The following is a 23,767-nucleotide window of genomic DNA, read 5'->3' on the forward strand; positions in this document are numbered from 1 at the left end:
CATCATATTTTTTTCGTTCTTCTGCTGATTTCATATTATAACCAGACAAGAATTTGGATGCTTGTCCTTTTGACCTATAAAACCATATTCCAAATAAAAGCATAATCACTGCCATTGCAAAGTCAAAAATAATATAAATATAGAACATATAATGCCTTCCTTTCAGTCAATTCCTCAAACCAGAAGTTATTACTTTTTGCATAGTGTGTTTTCTAAAATGATAATAACCACGACATCAACTACAATGATTCCCAATGCAATATATACAAAAAATGCAGGCAAAATATTTTCAAGCAAGCCCATAATTAATGCAAGAATTGCTATAATAGACATTCCAACTCCCATTGTCCTGCATAACTTCTTTTCATCATATTTTTTCTTTTCTTCTTTTGAAGCTGTATTATATCCAGAAATAAACCAGCTTCCGTGTCCAGAAAGTAAAACTATAGAAAGTACAGCAAATATTACAAAGACAATCCACACTATCCAATCAGAACCTGTTGCTAAATCTGCTAATTTCAATTATAGACCCCTCCCTAAATTCCGTTTTTCTTAATTCTAAAAATCTGAAAGTTGTCTTTTAAGATTTCAATTTCGTTAAATCCTCTAAATACATTTCTGTATAACCACATTCTGGGCAGACTGCAACTCTAACATCATCTATAGTTGTCGCCTTTTGTTTTTCATCTACACGAACAACCATCCCATAGCCACCGCCATTAACTTTAAGTCTTAAATCTAATTTCATACTTGCTCCACACTTTTCACATTTCCTCATTGTTTATACCTCCAAATCCCGAATTTGAGAAAAAGCCCAAAGGACTTTTAATGTCCCTTATGCTTTTCTCTTTTCTTTCGCTGTTTTAGTTCAAACATTCGCTGTTCTTCCGCCTCTTTTTTCTTTCGTTTTTTTTCTTTACGCTCCTGTTTGTTCTGTTCCTGTTGTAATTTCAACGCCTGTTGCGATTTTGTGCCAATGCCAGTTTCCAGCATCTGCTTTTTTGCTGAACGCTGCATCCGTTTCGGATTTCTTTTTATATCCTTTACAATAGCTTCAACAGCCGGACTGAATTTCAAACCGAAATAGTATTTTTGAATATATTCCTGCACTTCATAATCTTTTGGTTCTACGCCAAATGTTACCTTTGCCACAGATAATTTACCATCTTCAATATGCTCAAATATGCCTACCCCAAATGGTTCTTCAAAATATACCGTCAATCTTCCATTTACTTTGTCCATAAAAATCCCTCCTAAAATTTATTGAACAAAGAATGGACAACCCGGAGGGGCAGGTTACTTACCCTATTTATATAGGACGGCCGGGCTACCTACCGGCTCTGGCACATCAAAGATGCACGTTGCGTTTTTATCTTTGTTTTGATAACTTTCAATTTACCTTCACTTTATTTTACCATAGTGCTTTCTAAAGTTCTATTCTAATATACAAAAATGTAAAAAAGCGATCTTATCCCCCTCGCAATCACACATATATCATGTTTTTCAATACAATTTCTTCTGCACTAGCTTTTATATTATTCATCAGCCTGACCCACTCCATCTGATCCTGTGCCTTTAATTCTTCAGTTACACCCTGTTTTTCTGTCATCTGTTCCATAAGCGTTTCCACCTGTTCTCTAGCTTCCTGATCAATCTGATTCAGATGTTCATTCAGCTTTCCAGTCAATAACAAATACTGATACCCTGCTGATCTGTGTTCTTTTAAGAACTGCTTTCGTAACATTCCATATTTTCCATATATCGGTTCTTCTTCTCTTAAAACCAGATCCGGCAAATAGTAATCTCCATGCAACGTATAGCTCATTCCATTTTTTTCATCATAAATTTGTTTTTTCATAGTCTAAATCTCCAATCCTTTGTATTTTGTTCTATTTTTCTTACGTTGTTGGTTTTCAATCTGACTCTTTTGAGTCGCCCATTCCAACTGTTTCAGAACGCTTCCCTTTGGCATTTGCTCCATTCGCCGTTTTTCTTCCAGTGTCCTTTGTTCTTTAATATCCTGCTGCACCACATCCTCTACAGTTTCTGATCCCAAAATACGCACCACTCTGTCATATCTGTCCGAAATCTCTTGTAAACGTTGATTATCATTTAATAATTCCCCATTTTCTTTACGCACATCATCTAACTGCGTTTGGATATCATCACATTTCTCCGTAGATTTTTGATATTTGTTTTTCCAGCTTTCTATCGTTTTGTTAAGTTCTACAACCTTTCCAGCTAATGCAGCAATCTGATTCTTCATCTTGATAAACAATGGCTTGATTTTATTTTCTCTGTAAGGTACTGCACGTTCAAATGTTCCTGCCTCCGGTAAAAACGTCTTAATCATTCCATATTCTTTTATTTCTTTACTGGCATTATCCATAATCGGCTGCAGCACATCTCGACGCTCTTCCAGACTTTTTACTTCTTTTTCTGCGTCCTCTGCCCTTTGTTCTGCTTCTTGTTTCTCCCTGATTGCCTGTTCCTTATCGTCTTTTAAAATCTGGATATCTGCTCTGAATTCCGCAATTTGTGCTGTCAGTTCTTCGTTTTCTGCAGTTAGATACTCTTTCTCCTGCTCCAGCTCCTGTACTTCCTTTTTTCGCTCTTTCTTCTTGAAGTTATAAACATCCAAATGTTCCTCATGAGTACCTTTCTGTTCCCATTCAATGCCATGCTGTTTTGCAATCTCTGCCAGGACCTTTTTTTCATGGTTCATCCACTGGTTCAACTCTGTATCATGCTTATTTCCACCTTGAAATCCAAGACTTTTTAATGCCTGTTTCAACGAAACTCTAGTGTCCATTCCTTTTCCTTTCCAGTCAGTCACATAAGGAATAAAATCAATATGTAAATGTGGAGTAGACTCATCCTGATGTAGATAACACCCAAATACCCGTAGCGTTGGATTCCGTTTCTGGAAGTCCTTTACATATTCATCCAGCACTTTTACAGCCATATCTCCTTCTACTGTTCCGACAGCCATATCTTCTCGATTTCCAATCTGGAAAATCACTTCATGGAACAATTTTTCCTGTTTGCCCTGCCGGATTTTTTCATAGTAATTTGTAATCTGTCGATCTTTTCTTTTCCCGATATTATATCGTTCTACAGCTTCATCAAACAGTTCTTTATAAACTTCTTTTACATTCTCATTCTGATAGCAAATATTTAATTGCACTCTGTCTGAATCAACATTTTCTGCTATAAATTCCCTTCTGTTATGAGCCAGAGAACCTGTCCCGATCATACCACTAATTGTTCGTTTCAGCGTCATGTTCGTCACCCCACTTTCTAAAACCAGTGCCAGACATGGCACATAAATTTGTATCTTTACCAGCTATAGTATAAAAAGAAATCTTCGCCGGATACGGCGGTTTTGTTACTTTTGTCAAAAGTAACGCAAAAGCACTTTCGACAGCCGTACCGTCCATCAAAAGTACCCTTGCGCCCTCCGGGGGTACAGAGACCTTTACTCCGGTATCCTTGCCCGAATATATTCCAAATCACCACAATACGGTGTCCCTACAAGATACCATTCTCTTGCAGGATTCATTTCCATTCTGGTCTGAACCCATTCATCATCAAGCAACACTTCCAGGCATTCTCCACAGTGAAATCCTGTATCAATCCATAGATCTGATGATAATAATCCATATCTTTTGTTATAACTGTTATATCCTAATCTTCCTTCTCTCATTGTGCCAATCTCCTTTCATCTACCGTTTCCGCAGGGGCGCCCTGAATCAGGGCTCCCTTTTGAAAATTCTCTTCTACGCCAGTCAACTCCCGACTACACCTTACCAACATTCTCCTTGTCTGCTATCTACAGGTGCGTGACACGCTCCTGTAATAAAGTGTTCAGAAAGAACCTTTACCATCGAAAGTTCTCCGGTATTTCCCGTCTGTCCAGATATTCCTGCCGGAACTTTTCTCTTTCTTCTTCCGTTGGTGCTGTTTTGGATTTGCTGTATACTTCACGATTCACCATTGCATCCAGTTTTTTCTCCAATCCCAACCGTATTATTTCTTCACCATCGTAGTTATCCATCAAAAAATATTGCAAGAGCTGAAAGAATAACTCGTATGGAATCTGTACACTTTTATTTTGCATCTGTTCTCCTTTCAAGGTAGCAAGATCCCATCTTCTTAAGAAATGGTAATCTTGCCATCTTCCATTTTTATTCTGGCAACATCCAATACCATTGCTTTCCACGTTTTACGGAATCAATTTCAAGTTCCCGTTTGGCGTTCCATAGCGTTTTACTTTTGATTCCTCTGGCTTCTGCTTCTTCTGCAATTTTCTTCTGAGTCATTCCTCCATTTGCCAGTATCTCAAGGAGAAATTCTTTTGCTTTCCGACTTTTCTGTCCTCTTCCGTCTCCATTAAGAAGTTCATCGGCACTGATATCATATTCTCCAATCCATTCAAACCCATTATTCTTATCCAGTCTGAATGCAATGGACGTTCCTTCCGGTGCAAGAGAACTCTTCGTATGACATACCACTCTTACTTCCGGTTCATCTTTCACTCGCCCGACAATCAGAACACTTCTTGCAGCAGCCTGAAAATCAATGGAGCCAAGTCCTCGATAAGAAGATTTGCCGTTGCTGTTTTTGTTCATATGACCGATTAAAATAACTGCACAGTGATATTTTTCTGACAGCACTGCGATACGCTTCATCAGTGGTCTGATCTCATTTGCCCTGTGCATATCTACGTCCGCTCCCAGAAAGCCCTGTATCGGATCAAGAACAACCATTTTTGCTTTTGTCTGCACGATTGCTTCTTCCAATCTGACATCTGCCATTGTCAGTGGCTGGTCACTGTCATCAATCACCAGCACCTTTGAACAATCTGCACCTGCAGCAAGTAATCTGGGTTTGATAGTATCTCCAAGTCCATCTTCTGCTGTCTGATAGATTACATTTACAGGTGACACAGAAGACTGTTCCTGCATATTATCTTCAGCATCTAAATCTTCATTCTCACTATCGACTTCATCACTTCGTTTTTCTTTTGTTTTCGTTTTATCAGTAACAGGAAGAATCGGCTCTCCTCTGGTCAGTTTTGCAATAATCTGAAGTACCATCGTTGTCTTGCCTTCTCCTGGATCTCCCTGTATAATGGTCACTTTTCCATAAGGAATAAACGGATAAAGCAGCCATTCTACCTGTTCCACCTCTACTGAATCCATATTGATCAGTTTCAGTTTTGGTTCTATTCTACAATTCTCAATTTTATTTTTTTCATTCATATTCATTCCATCATCTCCTCCTGCCCTTCCGGGCAAGTCTCTGATGAACAGATATTCGGGAATTGTCGTATTTCCCGATTCGTGATATACTGAATCTGCCAAGATGGTATATCAGTGAATCTGATTATCAGAGAACTTGCTCAGATTATTTATCTGGGCTTTTTCTTTTGCCTTTTCAACATTCATCTCTTTCTTCTCCCAATCCGGTAACAGCATTTCCATTTTCATTATCCAGAAGATTTGCAATCTTTCTCTGCTGATTTGGATAAAGATGTCCATAAGTGTTCAATGTGATACGAATATCTTTATGACCTAATCTGTCCCGAATCAATAACGGTTCCACACCTTTCTCAATAAGATAAGCCACATGGCTGTGCCTGATATCATGCACTCGAATTTTCTTCACTCCTGCCAGCTCAATCTGCCGTTTCATCTTATGCTGTACCGCTTCCTGAACAACCGGAAATAATCTTTCTGTATCCGGCATTCCGTAATGACCATCTACAAATTCCTTAATTTCCTCTTTCAGAAATTCCGGAATTTCGATTGTCCGAAAGGACTGTTTTGTTTTCGGTTCTGTGATAATATCCTGCATTCCTGTCCGGTAATAAGTCTTATTGATACTAAGCTGATTCTTTTCAAAATTGATATCAGCTTTTGTAATCGCAAGCAGCTCCCCGATCCTGCATCCAGTCCAGAACAGCATCTCAAACATAAGATAATATCTTGTTCCCGGCTCCATTGTCTGTATAAACTGTTTGTACTCGTCCAGTGTCCAGAAGTTCAAACTTCTTGAATCTGAATTTCCCATTCGTTTCACTTTCTTGCATGGATTAACCGGCAAGTCATAGATTTTAGCTGCATGTGTAAACAGACTGGTCAACTGATTCTGAATCATTCTCAGATAAGAATCTGAATAGCCTTTTTTCTGAATTTCATTCTGCCACTGAATAATCTGTGAAGCCTTGATTTCACTCATCATCTGATTTCCGAAGTATGGAACGATATGCTGTTGCATCATATATCTTTTATTTTTGATTGTTCGATCTTTCAGATCATTTTGTTTGTCTGAAAAATAAATCTCAATAAAATCGCTCAGCTTCATATCCATACTTCGCTCATTGCTCAACTTTTTGCTTCGTTCAAACTCCAATGCTTCTCGCTTTGTTTCAAATCCACGCTTTCTGCGTTTTTTCTTCTCACCCATGACATTTGTCTCAAACCACTGGGCTGTCCATTTTTTTGTGTCTTTTTCTCTGTAAGCCATATTGATCCTCCCTAATTTTCTGCTATTTCATAGCCATACATCTTTTTTGCCCAAAACGCCTTTGGTATTCTTCCAGCCATCGTAATATATCCCTGTGCAGATAATTCTTTATTCATAGCTTTCACCAGTTTATAGGCATGAGATTTTGAGCAGTTTAATTCCTGTGCCACTTCATCAGCACTCATCATATAATTGTAACTTGCCATATTGCCTCCTCCTTTCCTCTCCAGATATAGAATACGTTTACTGTATTTCTATATCTGTACGATTTTCGTAAATTGATAATATCATGTATTTCTATCGTTGTCAATATTTCGTAAACATATTTTTACGAACTTCGTACACTATTTTTTCTTTATTTTATTCCACGTCTGTGTTATGATATTTTATAGATTTATGTTTTTCGTAATTTTCTAATATATGAAAAAGGAGGATTCTATGGGTGACGGTAAAAATTTAAAGAAATATCTTGATGAAAAAGGCACAAATGTCCGCAAAATTGCAAAGGCAACCGGAATCAGTGCTACAACCTTATATTCAATTATTCAAAAAGATTCCAATATTCGATTTGATTTTGCATTAAGACTTGCGAATGAATTGCAAATTGATGTGAATGAGATATGTTCTGCCAGTCCATTTTCTGGCACAATTAAGGAAGAAGAGATTTATCCTACACTTCCAGACGGTTTGAACGGAGCATTAGACGCAAGTCGTGTAAAGACTTACTTAAAAAATTCTATGTATCCGCTGATGTACCTTTTCGGTAAGAACAGTATGCCTGATGTAGATAATCTGCTTACATCGTTCTATCAGCTTGATGATGAATCCAGACAGGAAGTTGTGGAAACTATCCGTCTGAAATTACAATATCATCGTGATCCAGAACGTGCTGAACAAATCAAACAGATCAAAGGCTGGTAAAAAAATACTCCTGTGAATAGCAAACATTCGCAGGAGTTTCTTTTTGGCACCGTTTTGGCACCGCTGGTCTTATTTTGCAATTATAAATTTATCTGTATTTCATCTTGCTGATAAATGTTTCACTATTACTAACCTGATAAATTTACGAATAATTCTTTTCTTAGAGTACAGAAAAACCCCGGAAACCTTGCGGTTCCGGGGTATCTTACGTTTGGACACAATGTTATCTTACGATAACAAATCTATATTCAGATTGTATTACTCGATGATTGTAGCAACACGTCCTGATCCTACAGTACGTCCACCTTCACGGATAGCGAAAGTAAGACCCTGGCTCATAGCGATTGGATGGATCAGTTCGATTGTCATTTCGATGTTATCTCCAGGCATACACATTTCTGTTCCTTCTGGAAGGTTGCAAACACCTGTTACGTCTGTTGTTCTGAAGTAGAACTGTGGACGATAGTTGTTGAAGAATGGAGTATGACGTCCACCTTCATCTTTTGTCAGAACGTAAACCTGAGCTGTGAATTTTGTATGGCATGTAAGTGTTCCTGGTTTAGCAAGAACCTGTCCACGCTCGATTTCGTTTCTCTGAACACCACGAAGAAGTGCACCGATGTTATCACCAGCCTGAGCTTCATCAAGAAGTTTACGGAACATCTCGATACCAGTTACAACTACTTTACGTGTTTCTTCTTTGATACCAACGATTTCGACTTCGTCAGATACATGAAGTACACCAGCCTCTACTCTACCAGTAGCAACTGTACCACGACCTGTGATAGAGAATACATCCTCTACAGGCATTACGAATGGTTTATCTGTGTCACGCTGTGGGTCTGGAATGTAGCTGTCAACAGCATCCATAAGTTCCATGATCTTGTCTCCCCACTCACCGTTCGGATCTTCAAGAGCTTTAAGAGCAGAACCTTTGATTACCGGGATATCATCTCCTGGGAAATCATACTCGGAAAGAAGTTCACGAATCTCCATCTCAACCAGTTCAAGAAGTTCTTCGTCATCAACCATATCACATTTGTTCATGAATACAACGATGTAAGGAACACCTACCTGACGAGCAAGAAGAACGTGCTCTTTTGTCTGAGCCATAACACCATCTGTAGCTGCTACAACAAGGATAGCACCATCCATCTGAGCTGCACCTGTGATCATGTTCTTAACGTAGTCAGCATGTCCTGGGCAGTCAACATGTGCATAATGTCTCTTCTCTGTCTGATACTCAACGTGAGCTGTAGAAATTGTGATACCACGCTCTCTTTCTTCTGGAGCTTTATCGATATCTTCAAAGTTTTCTACTACGTTTCCAGCAACTCTCTCAGCCAGAACTTTTGTGATTGCAGCTGTTAAAGTTGTTTTACCATGGTCAACGTGTCCAATGGTACCAATGTTACAATGCGGTTTTGTTCTCTCAAACTTAGCTTTTGCCATTTTAAAACGTCCTCCTTAAAACAATTGGCTCTTATATTATTATAGAGCATCTTTTCGGTTTTAAACTTGCTATCCTTGATTATATTGCATAATCAGAATATTTGCAAGCATTTTATACAATTTGATAACTTGCATTACCAATTGTTATATCATTACAGTTCACCCACGCCGCTATCACACGAGGTGTTTTGGCATGTATATGCCAAAATTCCGTTGCAGAAAACAATCTGGAATGAATTTTTGGCAACGTTACTGAGAACGAAGTGAACAATAACGTTATATCTCCTGCAGTCCGTTGGCTTTAAACACCAACAGACTGCAGATGATCAAAATTATCAGTCTTTCTTAGCAAGGATCTTTTCCTGTACAGACTTCGGAACCTGCTCATATTTCTCAAAGAACATAGAGTAGTTACCACGTCCCTGTGTTCTGGAACGAAGGTCTGTAGCATATCCGAACATTTCGGAAAGTGGAACGTATCCACGGATCATCTTACCACCGCCGATATCTTCCATACCCTCGATACGTCCACGACGGGAGTTGATATCACCGATTACATCACCCATGTAATCTTCAGGTGTTGTAACCTCTACCTTCATGATCGGCTCAAGAAGTACAGGAGCTGCTTTCTGCATAGCATCCTTGAATGCAAGAGAACCTGCAATGTGGAATGCCATTTCAGAGGAGTCGACTTCATGGTAGGAACCATCGTATACGTTAGCATATACACCGACTACAGGGAATCCGCCAAGGATACCAGCTTTCATAGCTTCTTCGATACCTTCGCCGACTGCCGGAATGTATTCCTTCGGAATAGCACCACCAACAACTGTGGATTCGAACTTGTACAGTTCTTCTCCGTTGGCATCCATAGGCTCGAATTTAACTTTACAGTGACCATACTGTCCACGACCACCAGACTGTTTTGCATACTTACTGTCTACGTCAACAGCTTTGGTGATTGTCTCTTTGTAAGCAACCTGAGGAGCACCTACGTTAGCCTCAACCTTGAATTCACGAAGGAGACGGTCAACGATGATATCCAGATGAAGCTCACCCATACCAGCGATAATAGTCTGTCCAGTTTCCTGATCTGTGTGTGCACGGAATGTCGGATCTTCTTCTGCAAGTTTTGCAAGAGCTTCACCAAGTTTACCCTGTCCAGCTTTTGTCTTAGGCTCGATAGCGAGCTCGATAACTGGTTCTGGGAATTCCATGGACTCCAGAATTACCGGATGCTGTTCGTCACAGATTGTATCACCAGTTGTTGTGAATTTAAATCCGATCGCTGCAGCGATATCACCGGAATATACTTTATCAAGTTCCATACGTTTGTTAGCATGCATCTGAAGGATACGTCCAACACGTTCTTTCTTGTCCTTAGTAGCGTTAAGTACATAAGAACCGGAATTCATTGTACCGGAGTATACACGGAAATATGCAAGTTTACCAACGAATGGGTCTGTCATAATCTTGAATGCAAGTGCGGAGAACGGTTCTTCGTCAGAAGAATGTCTCACTACTTCGTTGCCGTCCAGATCAACACCCTGGATTGGAGGGATGTCTGTTGGAGCTGGCATGTACTCAAGAATAGCATCAAGAAGTTTCTGAACACCTTTGTTTCTGTAAGCAGAACCGCAGCAAACCGGAACAGCAGTACACTCGCATGTCGCTTTTCTTAATGTTGCTTTCAGTCTCTCAACAGTTGGTTCTTCACCTTCAAGATATTCCATCATTAAGTCGTCATCAAGCTCACAGATTTTCTCAATGAGCTCTGTATGATAAAGCTCAGCATCTTCCTTCATGTCTTCAGGAATATCAACGATGGAGATATCATCACCTTTTTCATCGTTGTAGATGTAAGCTTTCATTTCGAATAAGTCAATGATTCCTTTGAAATCATCTTCTTTTCCGATTGGCAGCTGTAAGCAGATTGCGTTTTTACCAAGACGAGTCTTGATCTGCTCTACTGCACCGTAGAAGTTTGCACCAAGGATATCCATCTTGTTGATGAATGCCATACGTGGTACATTGTAAGTGTCGGCCTGACGCCATACGTTTTCAGACTGCGGTTCAACACCACCCTTAGCACAGAAAACGCCGACAGCACCGTCAAGTACACGAAGAGAACGCTCAACTTCTACTGTGAAGTCAACGTGACCTGGGGTATCAATGATGTTGATACGATGTTCCAGAGCACCTGGCTTCGGTTTGCAGTTCTCTTCCAGAGTCCAGTGACATGTTGTAGCCGCTGAAGTGATTGTGATACCTCTCTCCTGCTCCTGTTCCATCCAGTCCATGGTAGCAGTACCTTCATGAGTATCACCAATCTTATAGTTGACACCTGTATAATACAGGATACGTTCTGTAAGAGTTGTTTTACCCGCATCGATATGAGCCATAATACCAATATTTCTGGTACGCTCTAATGGATATTCTCTTCCCTCTTTAGCCAATGGATTTTCCTCCTATATTAGAAGCGATAGTGAGCAAATGCTTTATTTGCTTCAGCCATCTTGTGCATGTCTTCTTTTCTCTTAACGGATGCACCTGTGTTGTTCATTGCATCTAAAAGCTCATTTGCAAGTCTTTCTTCCATTGTTTTCTCGCCTCTTTTACGAGAGAACATTGTTAACCAGCGAAGAGCCAGTGCCTGACGTCTGTCTGCTCTTACCTCGATCGGAACCTGATAAGTAGCACCACCGATACGTCTAGCTTTTACTTCAAGAAGTGGCATGATGTTATTCATAGCCTCTTCGAAAACTTCAAGTGCTGGTTTACCAGCTTTTTCTTCGATTCTGGCGAATGCACCGTAAACAATTTTCTGTGCTACACCTTTCTTACCGTCTAACATGATGTTATTGATAAGTTTGGTAACCACTTTATTGTTGTACATTGGATCTGCCAGAACGTCTCTTTTCTGAGTATGTCCTTTACGTGGCACGTTACTTCCCTCCTTAATCATTGTGATTAAATCATCGGTACTCACGCAGATAACTATTGCATGTTCGCACTGGTAAGGTCCTATATTTAACCCGCAACCGGCAGGGTATATGGAATACCGTACAAATTCATAGTTCTAGTCTTCCGTGAATTTTCGATTGATTAATTCCTGCTGTCCTAAACAATAGGATCAGTTCTTAAAATTCTTATGAAACCTTTTTAGAATTATTTCTTTTTCGGTCTCTTAGCGCCGTATTTAGAACGGGCCTGTTTTCTGTTAGCAACACCTGCAGTATCAAGAGTACCTCTGATGATGTGGTATCTTGTACCAGGTAAGTCCTTAACCCTTCCACCACGGATAAGAACAACGCTATGCTCCTGAAGATTGTGACCTTCTCCTGGGATGTAGCTTGTTACTTCGATTCCGTTGGAAAGACGAACTCTGGCGATTTTTCTAAGAGCTGAGTTAGGCTTCTTAGGAGTTGCAGTCTTAACTGCTGTACAAACGCCACGTTTCTGTGGTGCAGACTGTTCAACTGCTTTCTTTCTTAAAGAGTTGAATGTTTTCTGGAGAGCCGGAGCTGTAGATTTCTTTACAGATGTCTGGCGTCCTTTTCTTACTAACTGGTTGAATGTTGGCATTCCATTTCACCTCCCGATTTATTTCTCCATAGATTTTTCTATGGGGCCTTGCGGTTGCTATTCGTGTAATTACGCGCAAAAAAATTAAACGCTCCTTTTGCACGCTTGCTTATTATATCCCGCAAAACTCGCACTGTCAAGGGATTTCTCGTGAATTTTACAGTATTTTTTCATATTTTTATCATAACCAAAAAATCCTTTCCTCATACACTACATCACCATATTAAACTTATCTGACAATATGCTCCCCCTCCAACCACTTTACTGCCACTTCCCCACTGCGAATCCCAGCGCCGGATAATATTTATTTTGTGTGCATTTGCAGGATGCTTAGAGATACTTAATCTGCAGAAATCTGCGTTATGAGCAGACCGTCTCACGTGTTTGAGCGAAGTTTGCAACGTAGCGAGTTTGAGAGGGCTGCTCATGCTTTTAGCAGATTTCTGCAGATTTATAGCAGTCCTAGTAAATAATGCATTTAAGACAGTTCAGCAGAGTGCGAAAGACAAGGAAGATATCTGCAGGCGTGCTAACGCACGGCAAAGATATCTGACGCAGGATTTCACACTCTGATGGGCTGGATTAAGATGCATTATTTACTAGGACTGCTATAATATCTCTTAGCGTCCGAAACCGCACACAAAATAAATATTATCCGGCGCGTCCCCTTCACTAACAATTGCATTTCCCCCTCCCTTTTATTATAATAACAACCAAAGCAGGCAAATCAACTTGCAGACACACTATAACATTCTATAAACTCAGGAAAGGACACTATAATATATGAAGAAACCCAGCATGATCAGCATCCTTCTGTTTCTGACAGGACTCCTGTGCATCATAGCCCTGATCTTCTTTAACAGGACCACACTGCACCAGATCCTCACCACTGAAAAAGAAGTCGATACAATCTCCGAACAGATCACTGCAAAACACGACGAAGTCAAACAGGCAGTAGACAATTACACTACCGCCATAGACACAGTCCAGTCAAATATCAATCGCATGAAACAAAAACAGCAAACAGCCACACAGAAGAAAACAAAAGAAAAAGCTGAAATCCCGGAAGAATCTTCATCAAAGCCTTCTGTATTCAGCCAGAACAGCACCAGCGCCCCTTCTGATTCCAGTGCCGGCGTTTTCTCCTCCGATGCCGAAACAGACGGACATATAATAGGAATCGATCCAGGGCATCAGAGTGAGTCCGTAGATATGAGTGCCCCGGAGCCCAACGGTCCCGGTTCTTCTGAAATGAAAGCAAAATGTACCAGCGGAACTCAGGGAACCTACAGCGGTGTTCCCGAATACCAGCTCAATCTGGAGGTCTCTCTTCAACTAAAGGATGAACTGGAACAGAGAGGCTATCAGGTAGTCATGACACGAACAGACAATGAAACAGCCATCAGCAACATGGAACGCGCACAATATGCTGCTGCACAGGGCGCAGAGATCTATGTCCGCATCCATGCAAACGGCGATGATTCCCATACTGCATCAGGAGCACTGACCATGTCGCCCTCTCAGAATAACCCTTATATCCCACAACTGTTTGAACAGTCTGATCGATTATCCCGATGCATCATCGATTCCTACTGTGCTGCAACAGGTTTTCAGAACCTTGGAATCCAGTACACTGATACGATGACAGGAATTAACTGGAGCACTGTTCCTGTTACGATCCTTGAAATGGGATTTATGACAAGCCAGAATGACGATCTGAAAATGAATGACACAGAATTCCAGAAAACAATGGTACAGGGAATCGCAAATGGCATTGACAGCTACTTTGCATCATGATGATGTAAGTGTCAAAAAGCATTTTGCCCCTGACTTGATATCTGCGGATTGCTACGCAGCTTCGCAGTTCCCGCAATCCTGATTACAATAATAATTACGAAAGGAAAACCGCAATGAATAAAAAGCCAAATGAAAAACCTATTTTTCTCTATATAGTGATCGGCATACTGACTGTTGCAGTGATTGCACTGGCAGCTGTTTCATTTTTATCACTGAACCATCTCGTCACACTACAGCAAAAAGTACAGACACTCTCCAAAACCGTAGAGGAGATTTCCACTGATGCAAATACCCTTATCAGTCAGGCAGATCAGTTAGATGAATTAAGAGAACAGGAAAGTTCTGTCAAGGCAGCCACCGGAGAAACATCTCCTGCACAGTCAGAATCCGCTGAACCCTCTTCAGAATCCGAACAGCAGAACGGAACACTTTCCCCTTCCTCCAACAACACATTTACCGACAACACTGATTCCAGCATGGACAATCTCCTGAAACAGGTACAGTCCCTGCTGCCGGCTGATAACGGAACCTGGTCCGTCTATGTCTGCAACCTGCCGAAAGATTCTGAAGGCATGATCAACGATACTCCCATGCAGGCAGCAAGCCTGATCAAACTGTATATTATGGGAGCTGTATACGAAAACTACGATACCCTCTCCCAGTCTCACAACGGAGACGAAATTGACAGTAATATTTCAGCCATGATCACTGTCAGTGATAATGATGCTGCCAACACTCTGGTAAACTGGCTTGGAAACGGCGATGACTCTGCAGGCATGGCAAAAGTAAATGGCTTCTGCCAGGAACATGGTTTCACCAGCACCCAGATGAACCGCCTGCTTCTCGCAAGTAAAGAAAACGGCGACAACTATACATCCGTCAAAGACTGTGGAACCTTTTTAAAGCAGATATACCAGACTGTCAATGGAACCCTTCCCGCTTCTACTCTTCCAAACGCAGATGCAATGTATTATCACTTAAAAATGCAGCAGCGTAAAAACAAGATCCCTGCACAACTTCCAGAAGGCGTCGGTACTGCCAATAAGACCGGCGAACTTGACACTGTAGAAAATGATGCAGCGATCATCTATGATACAGCCAAAGGAATTGATCTTGTAGTATGCTTTATGTCACAGGATCTTACTGATACCGGTGCAGCCCAAAGCACCATTGCTGCAGATGCACGTGCTATCTACGGATACTATAATGAATAAACACACTCTTCTGAATCTACAGTCTATCCAGATAATTGTCATAAATCAGACAGATATTCGCAATCTCCGCAGGGGACTTACTTGATTCGGTTAAAAGAAGGAGGCACATCCCTTAACGGGTTGTGCCTCCTTCTGCAAATTCAACAGGAAGAATCGTCAATGTCTCAATCTCTTCCCCTTTTATTTTCTTTAATAAAAGTTCCACAGCCTTTCGTGCCATATCCGGCACCGGCTGTACAATTGTTGATACCATTATGCCTCTTCAGCTTCCCCCTCTTCATAGGACTTCTCCCATATCTCCGAAAATACTGCCAGCGGACAGTCTGTGAGAAGGCACATGAGAAGGAAACATTCGTATGGATTTACTATGTATATCTCTCCCATTCCACATCGAAGCAGAATATCCTGAATCTCATCCAGAAAATGCTTGTATCTATTAAAAGGATCATCATCCTCCATTTCCTGGGATACGATAAAGAATTCCAGTGTGATCAGGTCAAAGCGCTCCACCGGGAGTTTGTGGCTTAAAATATTTGTAATCCTCTGCCTGCTGAAACGCTTCTGGCTGAAATGCTTTGCCAGAATGGAGGCAGACATTTTCTTCAGATTGCCCATTTTGTTGATGGGGATTCCGCTGCAGATTACTTTTTCCACATCAGAAGGTGTAATTCTTTCTGCTGTCCACACCTTATCCCCACCTTTTTCCTCTTCATCATGCTGATACAGTCCGGCAATAATCTGCTTCGCATGATATAAAAGCTTTGTAAACTCCTGAAATGCCTGACTTTTCTCAGATATGGGATCTACTCTTTTTGATTTCAGGCGGGCAAGATAATCGATCAGTTTCTCCTCCGTATCAAGACACAGATTACTTCCGCATAAAACCTGAGTATTTTCCACTTCTACAGGGGCAAGTGCTTCATATTTTTTCTTCAATTCCTCTGCTTTGTGATAACCCTGCTGCGTACTGTAACAATACCAGTAGATCACCTCGTCCGGATTGTGGAAATCAAAATCCTGTTCTTTCAGTACTCTTGTCAGGAAATCCGACACATCCTCTGTGGTCATTTTCAACCCAAACCCCAGAAGAAAAACAGTTTCTCTTTTTACAGATGCCTGATTCAGCCAGTTATTCACCAGTGCCGACAACTTGGTAGAGGTAGGATTCATGGATTTGGGCGTATAGGTTTCCTTAAAGGAATCTACTACGATCTCCTTATACACTTCCTGTGGAACCTCCGAGAAAGGTTCTTCCAGCTCTGCCCTTTCATAAATATATCTCTTCAGATGGTCGCCAAAGGACACCAGTTCCATCTCTTTATATAAATAGTGGAAAATAACATCCGCATCTTCGTCTTCAAAACTGTCCAGGCTTACCACCTGCCGAAATCTCTGTGCCGCCCTTCTGGTAAATTCATACTCCTGTACTTTATCAAACGCAACATTCTGTTCAAAATCCAGATCCTGCATACGGTTCTTCATGCTGCCCCACCTCTCATTTTTTATCTTTCAGATTTTTCATCCATTCTTTCATTCTGCGGACTGTATCCAGCTTCTGTACTTCACAGAGCACGATCGTCACATTATCTCTCCCACCTTTTTGGAGAGCATTTTTAAGAAGATCATTTACGATCTCCGGGATTTCCATATCCTGTGACAGAATCGCCTCTATCTCACTGTCCGAAAGCATATCTGTTACTCCATCTGAGCACAGAAGATATCTGTATCCCTCCTTATGCTCGATTTCTGTCACAGAAGGTTCCAGTCTCTGCAGCTCTTCAGGAAGTCCAAGATACTGGGTTAACGGGGCTTTCCCAACTGCCGTACCACCAAAAACATGGTCTGTGGAAATCTGCTGAAGCTTACCGCCATCCATAAAATAAATCCTGCTGTCCCCAAGATTGCAGGCAAACATAGACTCTGGTGTAAAGAGGAGCATCGCCATTGTGCTTCCCATGCTCCAAATATGATGCTCTGTTCCATATCTGCATACTGCCTGATTCATCTTCTCACATACATCGTCTATAAAATCTTCCGGCATATCCCTCAGCATTCTTTTATTCGCATTATAAAATTTTCCAAATTCTTCTGATGCAAGAAAGGCTGCAATCTCGCCACAGCTTTCTCCTCCCATACCGTCAAATACCGCCATTGCCGGTACTCTGTTACCCGAAATAATCTTTGAGCAGATACCCTTTGTTCCTTCATTGTTCACCGGAAGGGATTCCCCAAAACACCAGAAATTATCTTCATTATTTGCCCGGATATTTCCTGTATGGCAGGTATATGCACATTCAATCTGATACATTGCCATTATCTGTCTTTGTTCCTTCTCCCTTCAATGCTTTCAATGAATTGTTCCAGTATTTCTCGCCACGTTTCACGAATTCCTCATTATCTTTTTCGTTATCGTGACACTTTCCATTGGAATCGATCCATCTTATCAGTTCGCCGTCGTTATAATAATAATATTCTGAAGTTTCATCATACCAGATATATGCAAAGAATAACTTCTCTCCCCAGTAGAAATATTCTTCATAAACTCCATCTCCGGATTCTGCCGGATAGACCAGAGCTTTCATGCATTCACTCTCAATATCCAGATTTCCATCTGCCTGCTGAGTGGTCTTTACCCTTCTCAGATATCGCAGAACAGTTCCTTCTGTTCCAACCCAGTCGTAACTGTTCAGATTATCTGTGATAGTTGTTGCCTGCTCCTTGATCATATCCAGAGCTTTGGAGAAATCCTTGGATCCGGATTTTGTGGAGCTGTATTTCTCATCATCCAGAATTGCGATCGGATTATCCTCCTGTCCTTCCTGAGCATGATCTGTACTTACTCTGTAATAGACGGCGGCCATCATAAGTATCGCTGTACCTGCCACAATTGCAAGCAATGCCCTGCGCAGCAGCTGTTTCTTCCTGCGTCTTCGCTTTCTGGCTTCCACAGCACGCGCAGATCTTATCGCAACTGTTTCTGATGGCGTTTCCTGTGGCTGTATTTTCTGTTCTGCTACAACTGACATTGTTTCTTTATCTGTAAAGCTGCTCGCCGGAACATTGTTTACAGCACGTTTTCTTTTTGCAGCATTCTGAAAATCTGATGTTTTTTTATTTCCCCGGGTATTCTGTACTGACGTATTCTGCACTGTACTTTTTCGTACATTTTCGGTATCTGATGTAACATTCTGTGCTGCTCTGCCGTTCTGTGCAATTGCACTATATGATTCTGTTTTATCCGTTCCTGCTTTCTGAACACCGTTTTGTAACTGCCGGATTCTGCCAGATCTTCCATTTTTCAGATCATCCAGCGCACTATAAAGCTCCTCCGGTGTCTGATATCTCTGTGCGGGATCATAAGCACAGGCTCTCAGTATAATACGGGCAAACTGTGTTCCTGCATCCACAGGTGCACTCATCTGCTCTCCTGCAACACGCTTATTTAATGCATTTTCCTTATCCCTGTAAGTGATAAACTGTTTTTCCAGACTCATAAATGGCAGTCTGTTATGATTCATCAGCCTGTACAGCACAATCCCAAGAGAATAAATATCTACCCTGCTGTCATATTTCTCACCTTTATACATCTCAGGCGCCATATAAGAGTAAGTACCTTTCTTGGAAAACCCGCTCATGGTTCGTTCAAGTTCACGTGCAATTCCGAAATCTCCAAGCTTAAAATCGCCAAATCTGGATACAAAAATATTCTCCGGCTTGATGTCCCTGTGAATGATCTTAAGTTTCCGGCAATATTCCAGTGCCTTACTCAAATCCATTCCCAGCTTTATTACCTCTTTCTCAGTAAGCTGTTTTTCCGCACAGTAATCCATAAAACTTGTCAGATATTCCATCCTTATGGAAATCTCCCATCCAATGACATCCAGATATTCCATAACCTTAAAATCTTCTACAGAGACAATGTAAGAGTTTCCTCGAAAGTATTCCATGGTACTGATTTCCTGAATACATTCCTCAACCAGATTCTGAAAATACTGTCTTGTGGACTGCTCATCCCCTGTTTCAGAACGTACGCTGTTCAACTCGCTCTGGCTTCCGGGTATATTGATGATCTTGATAGCAGAATAGAAAGATTTTCCACGTTCTGTTCTCTGTGCCTTATACACCTTTCCAAAAGAGCCTTCGCCGATTTTCTCTATGATTTTCCATTCCGGCCATGCTGAAACCGGAAGTTCTTTATCCATATTGCACCTCCATTTCTGTTCTATTTCCTTCCCTGTCCCGGTCAATGCTTTTTACAAGCTGTTACCGAAAACAAAAATGTATATTTATCATAACTGTAAAAATACTTCACAGTTCATTACCTGCTCATAATGTACTGGTATTATAACACAAAAAGCGGTTTCTTTGTATTTTTCTCTTTTTTCGGCAATGGAATATTCCGGAAAATAAAAGAGAACTACCTCGCCGGCAAAATCTGTCGGCACAGATAGTTCTCTTGTGAATTCATATCAAATCAGTCCAGATAAGTTATCTACTCCGTTGGATCATTCGTTGTCTTCTGCATCGTCTGAAGCCTGATCATCAGCTTCGTCTTCAGCAGCCTCTTCTTCATCAGATTCTTCAACATCGAATTCTTCGTCTTCCGGGAGTTCTTCATCCATTGTGATCATCTCATCATCTTTGATTTCTTCATCTTCCGTAAGTTCTTCGGCTATATCTTCAACCTTTACTTCCGGTTCAGGCATTGTGCTGTTGAGTCTTACATCTCTGTAGCGTTTCATACCGGTACCTGCAGGAATCAGTTTACCGATGATTACGTTCTCTTTCAGACCGATCAGCGGGTCAACTTTACCCTTGATAGCAGCTTCAGTCAGGACTTTAGTTGTTTCCTGGAAGGAAGCGGCTGACAGGAAGGAGTTTGTAGCAAGAGATGCCTTGGTAATACCAAGCATAACCTGTTTTCCATCTGCAGGCTGTTTGCCTTCTTTTTCCATCTGCTCGTTAACGTCCTCGTATTCAAGGAAGTCAACCAGTGTTCCAGGAAGGAATTCTGTATCTCCGTTATCTTCGATACGGATTTTCTTCAACATCTGACGAACGATAACTTCGATATGCTTATCGCTGATCTCAACACCCTGGAGACGATATACACGCTGTACTTCACGGATCATATAATCCTGAACTGCACGTACACCCTTAATTCTCAGGATATCATGCGGATTTACGCTACCTTCTGTAAGTTCATCACCTGCTTCAAGGATCTGTCCGTCTGTGATCTTGATACGGGATCCGTATGGAATAAGGTAAGTCTTGGATTCACCTGTTTCCTGATCTGTAACGATAACTTCACGTTTCTTCTTAGTGTCATTGATAACAGCAACACCAGGAATCTCTGTGATGATGGCAAGACCTTTCGGCTTTCTTGCCTCAAAAAGCTCCTCGACACGAGGAAGACCCTGTGTGATATCTCCACCGGCAACACCACCACTGTGGAAAGTACGCATGGTAAGCTGTGTACCTGGCTCACCGATAGACTGAGCAGCGATGATACCGACAGATTCACCAACCTGTACCGGCTCGCCGGTTGCAAGGTTCGCACCGTAACATTTCGCACAGATACCAACTTTACATTTACATGTAAGGATTGTACGGATCTTAACTTTCTCGATAGATCCGCCTGTCTGGTTGTCCACGCCTTCTTTCATGATGCGGGCAGCACGTTTCGGTGTGATCATATGGTTGGCTTTTACGATAACTTCGCCATCTTTATTCTTAATTGTCTCACAGGAGAAACGACCTGTGATACGCTCCTGAAGTCCTTCGATCTCTTCTTTACCATCTACAAAAGATTCTACATACATACCTGAGATCTCATCTCTGTTTTCACAGCAGTCTGTCTCACGTACGATCAGATCCTGAGAAACGTCAACCATACGTCTTGTCAGGTAACCTGAATCGGCTGTACGAAGAGCTGTATCGGACATACCTTTACGTGCTCCATGTGCAGACATGAAGTATTCCAGTACGTCAAGACCTTCACGGAAGTTTGACTTGATAGGCAGCTCGATGGTGTGACCGGTTGTATCGGCCATCAGCCCTCGCATACCTGCAAGCTGTTTGATCTGTTTATCGGAACCACGGGCACCGGAGTCAGCCATCATGAAGATGTTGTTGTATTTATCAAGACCTGTCAGCAGAGCATGTGTAAGCTCATCGTCAGTCTTCTTCCATGTATCAACAACTTCTTTGTAACGCTCTTCCTCGGTGATAAGACCACGTTTATAGTTCTTTGTGATAAGGTCTACAGTATCCTGAGCCTGTTTGATCATTTCCGGTTTCTGAGGCGGAACTGTCATATCGGCAATGGCAACAGTCATGGCTGCACGTGTGGAATATTTGTAACCTGTAGCTTTGATCGCATCAAGAACCTCAGCAGTCTTTGTAGCACCGTGAGTATTGATAACTTTTTCAAGAATCTGTTTCAGCTGTTTCTTGGCTACCAGGAAGTCAACCTCAAGAAGAAGTTCATTTCCCGGAACACTTCTGTCTACGAAACCAAGATCCTGTGGAAGGATTTCGTTAAACAGGAAACGTCCAAGTGTAGATTCTACTGTACCGGTCAGAACGGATCCGTCCGGCATTGTCTTGCTGCAGCGAACATGGATTCTGGACTGCAGTGTGATCACTTTATTCTCATAAGCAAGGATTGCTTCGTTTACGCTCTTGAAGAACTTGCCTTCACCCTTGTTTCCAGGTCTTTCCTGAGTCAGATAGTAGATACCAAGTACCATATCCTGTGAAGGAACGGCTACAGGACCACCATCAGAAGGTTTCAGCAGGTTGTTCGGTGATAACAGAAGGAAACGGCACTCTGCCTGTGCTTCCTGTGAAAGCGGAAGATGTACGGCCATCTGGTCACCATCGAAGTCAGCGTTGAATGCGGTACAAACCAGCGGATGCAGTTTGATCGCTTTACCTTCTACAAGGATCGGTTCGAATGCCTGGATACCAAGACGATGCAGTGTAGGCGCTCGGTTCAGCATAACCGGATGTTCTTTGATAACATCCTCCAGAACATCCCATACAGCAGGCTCCAGCTTCTCAACCATTTTCTTGGCGTTCTTAATGTTGTGTGAAGTTCCGTTGGCAACAAGCTCTTTCATAACGAAAGGTTTGAACAGCTCAATGGCCATCTCTTTCGGAAGACCACACTGATAAATCTTAAGTTCCGGTCCTACAACGATAACGGAACGTCCGGAATAGTCAACTCGTTTACCGAGAAGGTTCTGACGGAAACGTCCGGATTTACCTTTCAGCATATCAGAAAGGGATTTCAGAGCTCTGTTTCCAGGACCTGTTACAGGACGTCCGCGACGACCGTTGTCGATCAGGGCATCAACAGCTTCCTGAAGCATACGTTTCTCGTTACGAACGATAATATCCGGTGCACCTAATTCCAGAAGTCTCTTCAGACGGTTGTTACGGTTGATGATTCTTCTGTAAAGATCATTTAAGTCAGATGTAGCAAAACGTCCGCCATCCAGCTGAACCATAGGACGAAGATCCGGCGGGATTACAGGGATCACTGTCATGATCATCCACTCAGGACGGTTTCCAGACTCACGGAAGGATTCTACAACTTCCAGACGTTTGATGATTCTGGCACGTTTCTGGCCTGTAGCATCTTTTAATTCTTTTTTCAGTTCAACAGAATCTTTCTCAAGATCAATTGCCTCAAGAAGCTCTTTGATGGATTCTGCACCCATACCTACACGGAAATCATATCCATAAGCCTCACGTGCATCCTGATATTCTCTCTCTGTAAGTACCTGTTTGTACTGGAGTCCGGAATTAGCCGGATCCAGTACGATATAGTTAGCAAAGTAAAGAACTTTCTCCAGAGTTCTCGGAGAAATGTCAAGGATCAATCCCATACGGGACGGAATTCCTTTGAAATACCAGATGTGGGATACCGGAGCAGCCAGCTCGATATGTCCCATACGCTCTCTACGTACAGAGGATTTGGTAACTTCTACACCACATCTGTCGCAGACAACACCTTTATAGCGAATCTTTTTGTACTTTCCACAGTGGCACTCCCAGTCCTTGCTCGGTCCAAAGATTCTTTCACAGAAAAGTCCGTCTTTCTCCGGCTTTAAGGTACGGTAGTTGATGGTCTCAGGTTTTAAAACCTCGCCTCTTGACCACTCTCTGATTTTCTCAGGGGACGCCAGTCCGATTTTGATGGCATCGAAAGTCATTGGCTGATATGTTTCATTGGCGTTAGTTGTTTCTGCCATGTATTC

23 protein-coding genes are annotated in these 23,767 nt (G+C 41.7%); 3 read left to right on the forward strand and 20 right to left on the reverse strand.

Features of this window, described 5'->3' with window-relative positions; translation table 11 throughout:
* The 11 genes from LI074_RS17880 to LI074_RS09910 all read right to left on the reverse strand — a co-directional run.
* On the reverse strand, positions 1 to 148 hold a 148-nt coding region (locus LI074_RS17880), incomplete at its 3' end, for a DUF3784 domain-containing protein (RefSeq protein WP_173698162.1).
* A gap of 41 nt (positions 149 to 189) precedes the next feature.
* Positions 190 to 522 carry a DUF3784 domain-containing protein gene (locus LI074_RS09865; RefSeq protein WP_008373562.1) on the reverse strand — a complete coding sequence of 111 codons (333 nt, stop codon included), beginning with the start codon at positions 520 to 522 and terminating at the stop codon, positions 190 to 192.
* A gap of 58 nt (positions 523 to 580) precedes the next feature.
* Positions 581 to 778 carry a zinc ribbon domain-containing protein gene (locus LI074_RS09870; RefSeq protein ID WP_008373560.1) on the reverse strand — a complete coding sequence of 66 codons (198 nt, stop codon included), beginning with the start codon at positions 776 to 778 and terminating at the stop codon, positions 581 to 583.
* A gap of 47 nt (positions 779 to 825) precedes the next feature.
* The gene (locus LI074_RS09875; protein WP_008373558.1) at positions 826 to 1,242 is read right to left on the reverse strand and encodes a YjdF family protein; all 417 of its coding nucleotides are present in this window, start codon (positions 1,240 to 1,242) and stop codon (positions 826 to 828) included.
* 241 nt (positions 1,243 to 1,483) lie between these two features.
* Positions 1,484 to 1,858: a TnpV protein gene (locus LI074_RS09880; protein ID WP_062808159.1), complete on the reverse strand. Its 375-nt coding sequence runs from the start codon at positions 1,856 to 1,858 to the stop codon at positions 1,484 to 1,486.
* Between the two features lie 3 nt (positions 1,859 to 1,861).
* On the reverse strand, positions 1,862 to 3,283 hold the full coding sequence (locus LI074_RS09885) for a plasmid recombination protein (RefSeq protein WP_062808160.1): 1,422 nt from the start codon (positions 3,281 to 3,283) through the stop codon (positions 1,862 to 1,864).
* Between the two features lie 195 nt (positions 3,284 to 3,478).
* Positions 3,479 to 3,706: a DUF5348 domain-containing protein gene (locus LI074_RS09890; protein WP_008373546.1), complete on the reverse strand. Its 228-nt coding sequence runs from the start codon at positions 3,704 to 3,706 to the stop codon at positions 3,479 to 3,481.
* A 174-nt stretch (positions 3,707 to 3,880) separates the two neighbouring features.
* The gene (locus LI074_RS09895; protein ID WP_008373545.1) at positions 3,881 to 4,120 is read right to left on the reverse strand and encodes a hypothetical protein; all 240 of its coding nucleotides are present in this window, start codon (positions 4,118 to 4,120) and stop codon (positions 3,881 to 3,883) included.
* A gap of 67 nt (positions 4,121 to 4,187) precedes the next feature.
* A complete protein-coding gene (locus LI074_RS09900) occupies positions 4,188 to 5,270 on the reverse strand; it encodes an AAA family ATPase (protein WP_055152729.1) in 1,083 nt (360 codons plus the stop codon).
* 169 nt (positions 5,271 to 5,439) lie between these two features.
* Positions 5,440 to 6,531 (reverse strand): site-specific integrase, encoded by a 1,092-nt coding sequence (locus LI074_RS09905; protein WP_004850597.1) that lies wholly within the window; start codon positions 6,529 to 6,531, stop codon positions 5,440 to 5,442.
* Positions 6,532 to 6,542: 11 nt separating this feature from the next.
* Entirely contained in the window at positions 6,543 to 6,737 is a 195-nt protein-coding gene (locus LI074_RS09910; RefSeq protein ID WP_008373537.1) for a hypothetical protein, read from the reverse strand.
* A 232-nt stretch (positions 6,738 to 6,969) separates the two neighbouring features.
* Here LI074_RS09910 and LI074_RS09915 point away from each other — a divergent pair, with 232 nt between their 5' ends.
* Positions 6,970 to 7,452 (forward strand): helix-turn-helix domain-containing protein, encoded by a 483-nt coding sequence (locus tag LI074_RS09915; protein ID WP_008790928.1) that lies wholly within the window; start codon positions 6,970 to 6,972, stop codon positions 7,450 to 7,452.
* A 258-nt stretch (positions 7,453 to 7,710) separates the two neighbouring features.
* Here LI074_RS09915 and tuf read toward each other — a convergent pair whose 3' ends face one another.
* The 4 genes from tuf to rpsL all read right to left on the reverse strand — a co-directional run bounded on the left by tuf (position 7,711) and on the right by rpsL (position 12,489).
* Positions 7,711 to 8,904, reverse strand: coding sequence for an elongation factor Tu (tuf, locus tag LI074_RS09920; RefSeq protein ID WP_008705156.1), 1,194 nt, complete (start codon positions 8,902 to 8,904; stop codon positions 7,711 to 7,713).
* Between the two features lie 335 nt (positions 8,905 to 9,239).
* Positions 9,240 to 11,360 carry an elongation factor G gene (gene fusA, locus LI074_RS09925; protein WP_161276509.1) on the reverse strand — a complete coding sequence of 707 codons (2,121 nt, stop codon included), beginning with the start codon at positions 11,358 to 11,360 and terminating at the stop codon, positions 9,240 to 9,242.
* 17 nt (positions 11,361 to 11,377) lie between these two features.
* Positions 11,378 to 11,848, reverse strand: coding sequence for a 30S ribosomal protein S7 (gene rpsG / locus LI074_RS09930; RefSeq protein WP_020993199.1), 471 nt, complete (start codon positions 11,846 to 11,848; stop codon positions 11,378 to 11,380).
* 224 nt (positions 11,849 to 12,072) lie between these two features.
* Positions 12,073 to 12,489: a 30S ribosomal protein S12 gene (gene rpsL / locus LI074_RS09935; protein WP_008705161.1), complete on the reverse strand. Its 417-nt coding sequence runs from the start codon at positions 12,487 to 12,489 to the stop codon at positions 12,073 to 12,075.
* A 783-nt stretch (positions 12,490 to 13,272) separates the two neighbouring features.
* On the opposite strand from rpsL, the gene LI074_RS09940 reads away from it, so the two are divergent.
* Both LI074_RS09940 and LI074_RS09945 read left to right on the forward strand, forming a co-directional pair.
* The gene (locus tag LI074_RS09940; RefSeq protein ID WP_161276510.1) at positions 13,273 to 14,286 is read left to right on the forward strand and encodes an N-acetylmuramoyl-L-alanine amidase; all 1,014 of its coding nucleotides are present in this window, start codon (positions 13,273 to 13,275) and stop codon (positions 14,284 to 14,286) included.
* A gap of 113 nt (positions 14,287 to 14,399) precedes the next feature.
* Positions 14,400 to 15,500, forward strand: coding sequence for a serine hydrolase (locus LI074_RS09945; protein ID WP_118614526.1), 1,101 nt, complete (start codon positions 14,400 to 14,402; stop codon positions 15,498 to 15,500).
* 112 nt (positions 15,501 to 15,612) lie between these two features.
* Here the strand turns inward: LI074_RS09945 and LI074_RS09950 are convergent, their stop codons facing one another.
* The 5 genes from LI074_RS09950 to rpoC form a co-directional block, all read right to left on the reverse strand.
* On the reverse strand, positions 15,613 to 15,753 hold the full coding sequence (locus LI074_RS09950) for a hypothetical protein (protein ID WP_154108133.1): 141 nt from the start codon (positions 15,751 to 15,753) through the stop codon (positions 15,613 to 15,615).
* Positions 15,753 to 16,982 carry a hypothetical protein gene (locus LI074_RS09955; RefSeq protein ID WP_118593602.1) on the reverse strand — a complete coding sequence of 410 codons (1,230 nt, stop codon included), beginning with the start codon at positions 16,980 to 16,982 and terminating at the stop codon, positions 15,753 to 15,755. The genes LI074_RS09950 and LI074_RS09955 overlap by 1 nt, the downstream gene beginning before the upstream one ends.
* 13 nt (positions 16,983 to 16,995) lie before the next feature.
* Positions 16,996 to 17,814, reverse strand: a complete 819-nt coding sequence (locus tag LI074_RS09960; protein ID WP_008705166.1) for a PP2C family protein-serine/threonine phosphatase — start codon at positions 17,812 to 17,814, stop codon at positions 16,996 to 16,998.
* Positions 17,795 to 19,702 carry a serine/threonine-protein kinase gene (locus LI074_RS09965; protein ID WP_144137312.1) on the reverse strand — a complete coding sequence of 636 codons (1,908 nt, stop codon included), beginning with the start codon at positions 19,700 to 19,702 and terminating at the stop codon, positions 17,795 to 17,797. The genes LI074_RS09960 and LI074_RS09965 overlap by 20 nt, the downstream gene beginning before the upstream one ends.
* Before the next feature lie 303 nt (positions 19,703 to 20,005).
* Positions 20,006 to 23,761 carry a DNA-directed RNA polymerase subunit beta' gene (gene rpoC, locus LI074_RS09970; RefSeq protein ID WP_055152733.1) on the reverse strand — a complete coding sequence of 1,252 codons (3,756 nt, stop codon included), beginning with the start codon at positions 23,759 to 23,761 and terminating at the stop codon, positions 20,006 to 20,008.
* Positions 23,762 to 23,767 lie beyond the last annotated feature (6 nt).

This window comes from Blautia sp. MSK18_10, assembly GCF_020553185.1.
GTDB classification, from domain to species: Bacteria; Bacillota; Clostridia; order Lachnospirales; family Lachnospiraceae; genus Blautia_A; species Blautia_A wexlerae.

Bases quoted from the DNA above. Each gene is read 5' to 3' on its own strand.
- LI074_RS09870 (WP_008373560.1), bottom strand. From the start codon at position 778: ATGAGGAAATGTGAAAAGTGTGGAGCAAGTATGAAATTAGATTTAAGA.
- LI074_RS09875 (WP_008373558.1), bottom strand. From the start codon at position 1,242: ATGGACAAAGTAAATGGAAGATTGACGGTATATTTTGAAGAACCATTT.
- LI074_RS09880 (WP_062808159.1), bottom strand. From the start codon at position 1,858: ATGAAAAAACAAATTTATGATGAAAAAAATGGAATGAGCTATACGTTG.
- LI074_RS09885 (WP_062808160.1), bottom strand. From the start codon at position 3,283: ATGACGCTGAAACGAACAATTAGTGGTATGATCGGGACAGGTTCTCTG.
- LI074_RS09890 (WP_008373546.1), bottom strand. From the start codon at position 3,706: ATGAGAGAAGGAAGATTAGGATATAACAGTTATAACAAAAGATATGGA.
- LI074_RS09895 (WP_008373545.1), bottom strand. From the start codon at position 4,120: ATGCAAAATAAAAGTGTACAGATTCCATACGAGTTATTCTTTCAGCTC.
- LI074_RS09900 (WP_055152729.1), bottom strand. From the start codon at position 5,270: ATGAATATGAATGAAAAAAATAAAATTGAGAATTGTAGAATAGAACCA.
- LI074_RS09905 (WP_004850597.1), bottom strand. From the start codon at position 6,531: ATGGCTTACAGAGAAAAAGACACAAAAAAATGGACAGCCCAGTGGTTT.
- LI074_RS09910 (WP_008373537.1), bottom strand. From the start codon at position 6,737: ATGGCAAGTTACAATTATATGATGAGTGCTGATGAAGTGGCACAGGAA.
- LI074_RS09915 (WP_008790928.1), top strand. From the start codon at position 6,970: ATGGGTGACGGTAAAAATTTAAAGAAATATCTTGATGAAAAAGGCACA.
- tuf (WP_008705156.1), bottom strand. From the start codon at position 8,904: ATGGCAAAAGCTAAGTTTGAGAGAACAAAACCGCATTGTAACATTGGT.
- rpsL (WP_008705161.1), bottom strand. From the start codon at position 12,489: ATGCCAACATTCAACCAGTTAGTAAGAAAAGGACGCCAGACATCTGTA.
- LI074_RS09940 (WP_161276510.1), top strand. From the start codon at position 13,273: ATGAAGAAACCCAGCATGATCAGCATCCTTCTGTTTCTGACAGGACTC.
- LI074_RS09945 (WP_118614526.1), top strand. From the start codon at position 14,400: ATGAATAAAAAGCCAAATGAAAAACCTATTTTTCTCTATATAGTGATC.
- LI074_RS09950 (WP_154108133.1), bottom strand. From the start codon at position 15,753: ATGGTATCAACAATTGTACAGCCGGTGCCGGATATGGCACGAAAGGCT.
- LI074_RS09955 (WP_118593602.1), bottom strand. From the start codon at position 16,982: ATGAAGAACCGTATGCAGGATCTGGATTTTGAACAGAATGTTGCGTTT.
- LI074_RS09960 (WP_008705166.1), bottom strand. From the start codon at position 17,814: ATGGCAATGTATCAGATTGAATGTGCATATACCTGCCATACAGGAAAT.
- LI074_RS09965 (WP_144137312.1), bottom strand. From the start codon at position 19,702: ATGGATAAAGAACTTCCGGTTTCAGCATGGCCGGAATGGAAAATCATA.
- rpoC (WP_055152733.1), bottom strand. From the start codon at position 23,761: ATGGCAGAAACAACTAACGCCAATGAAACATATCAGCCAATGACTTTC.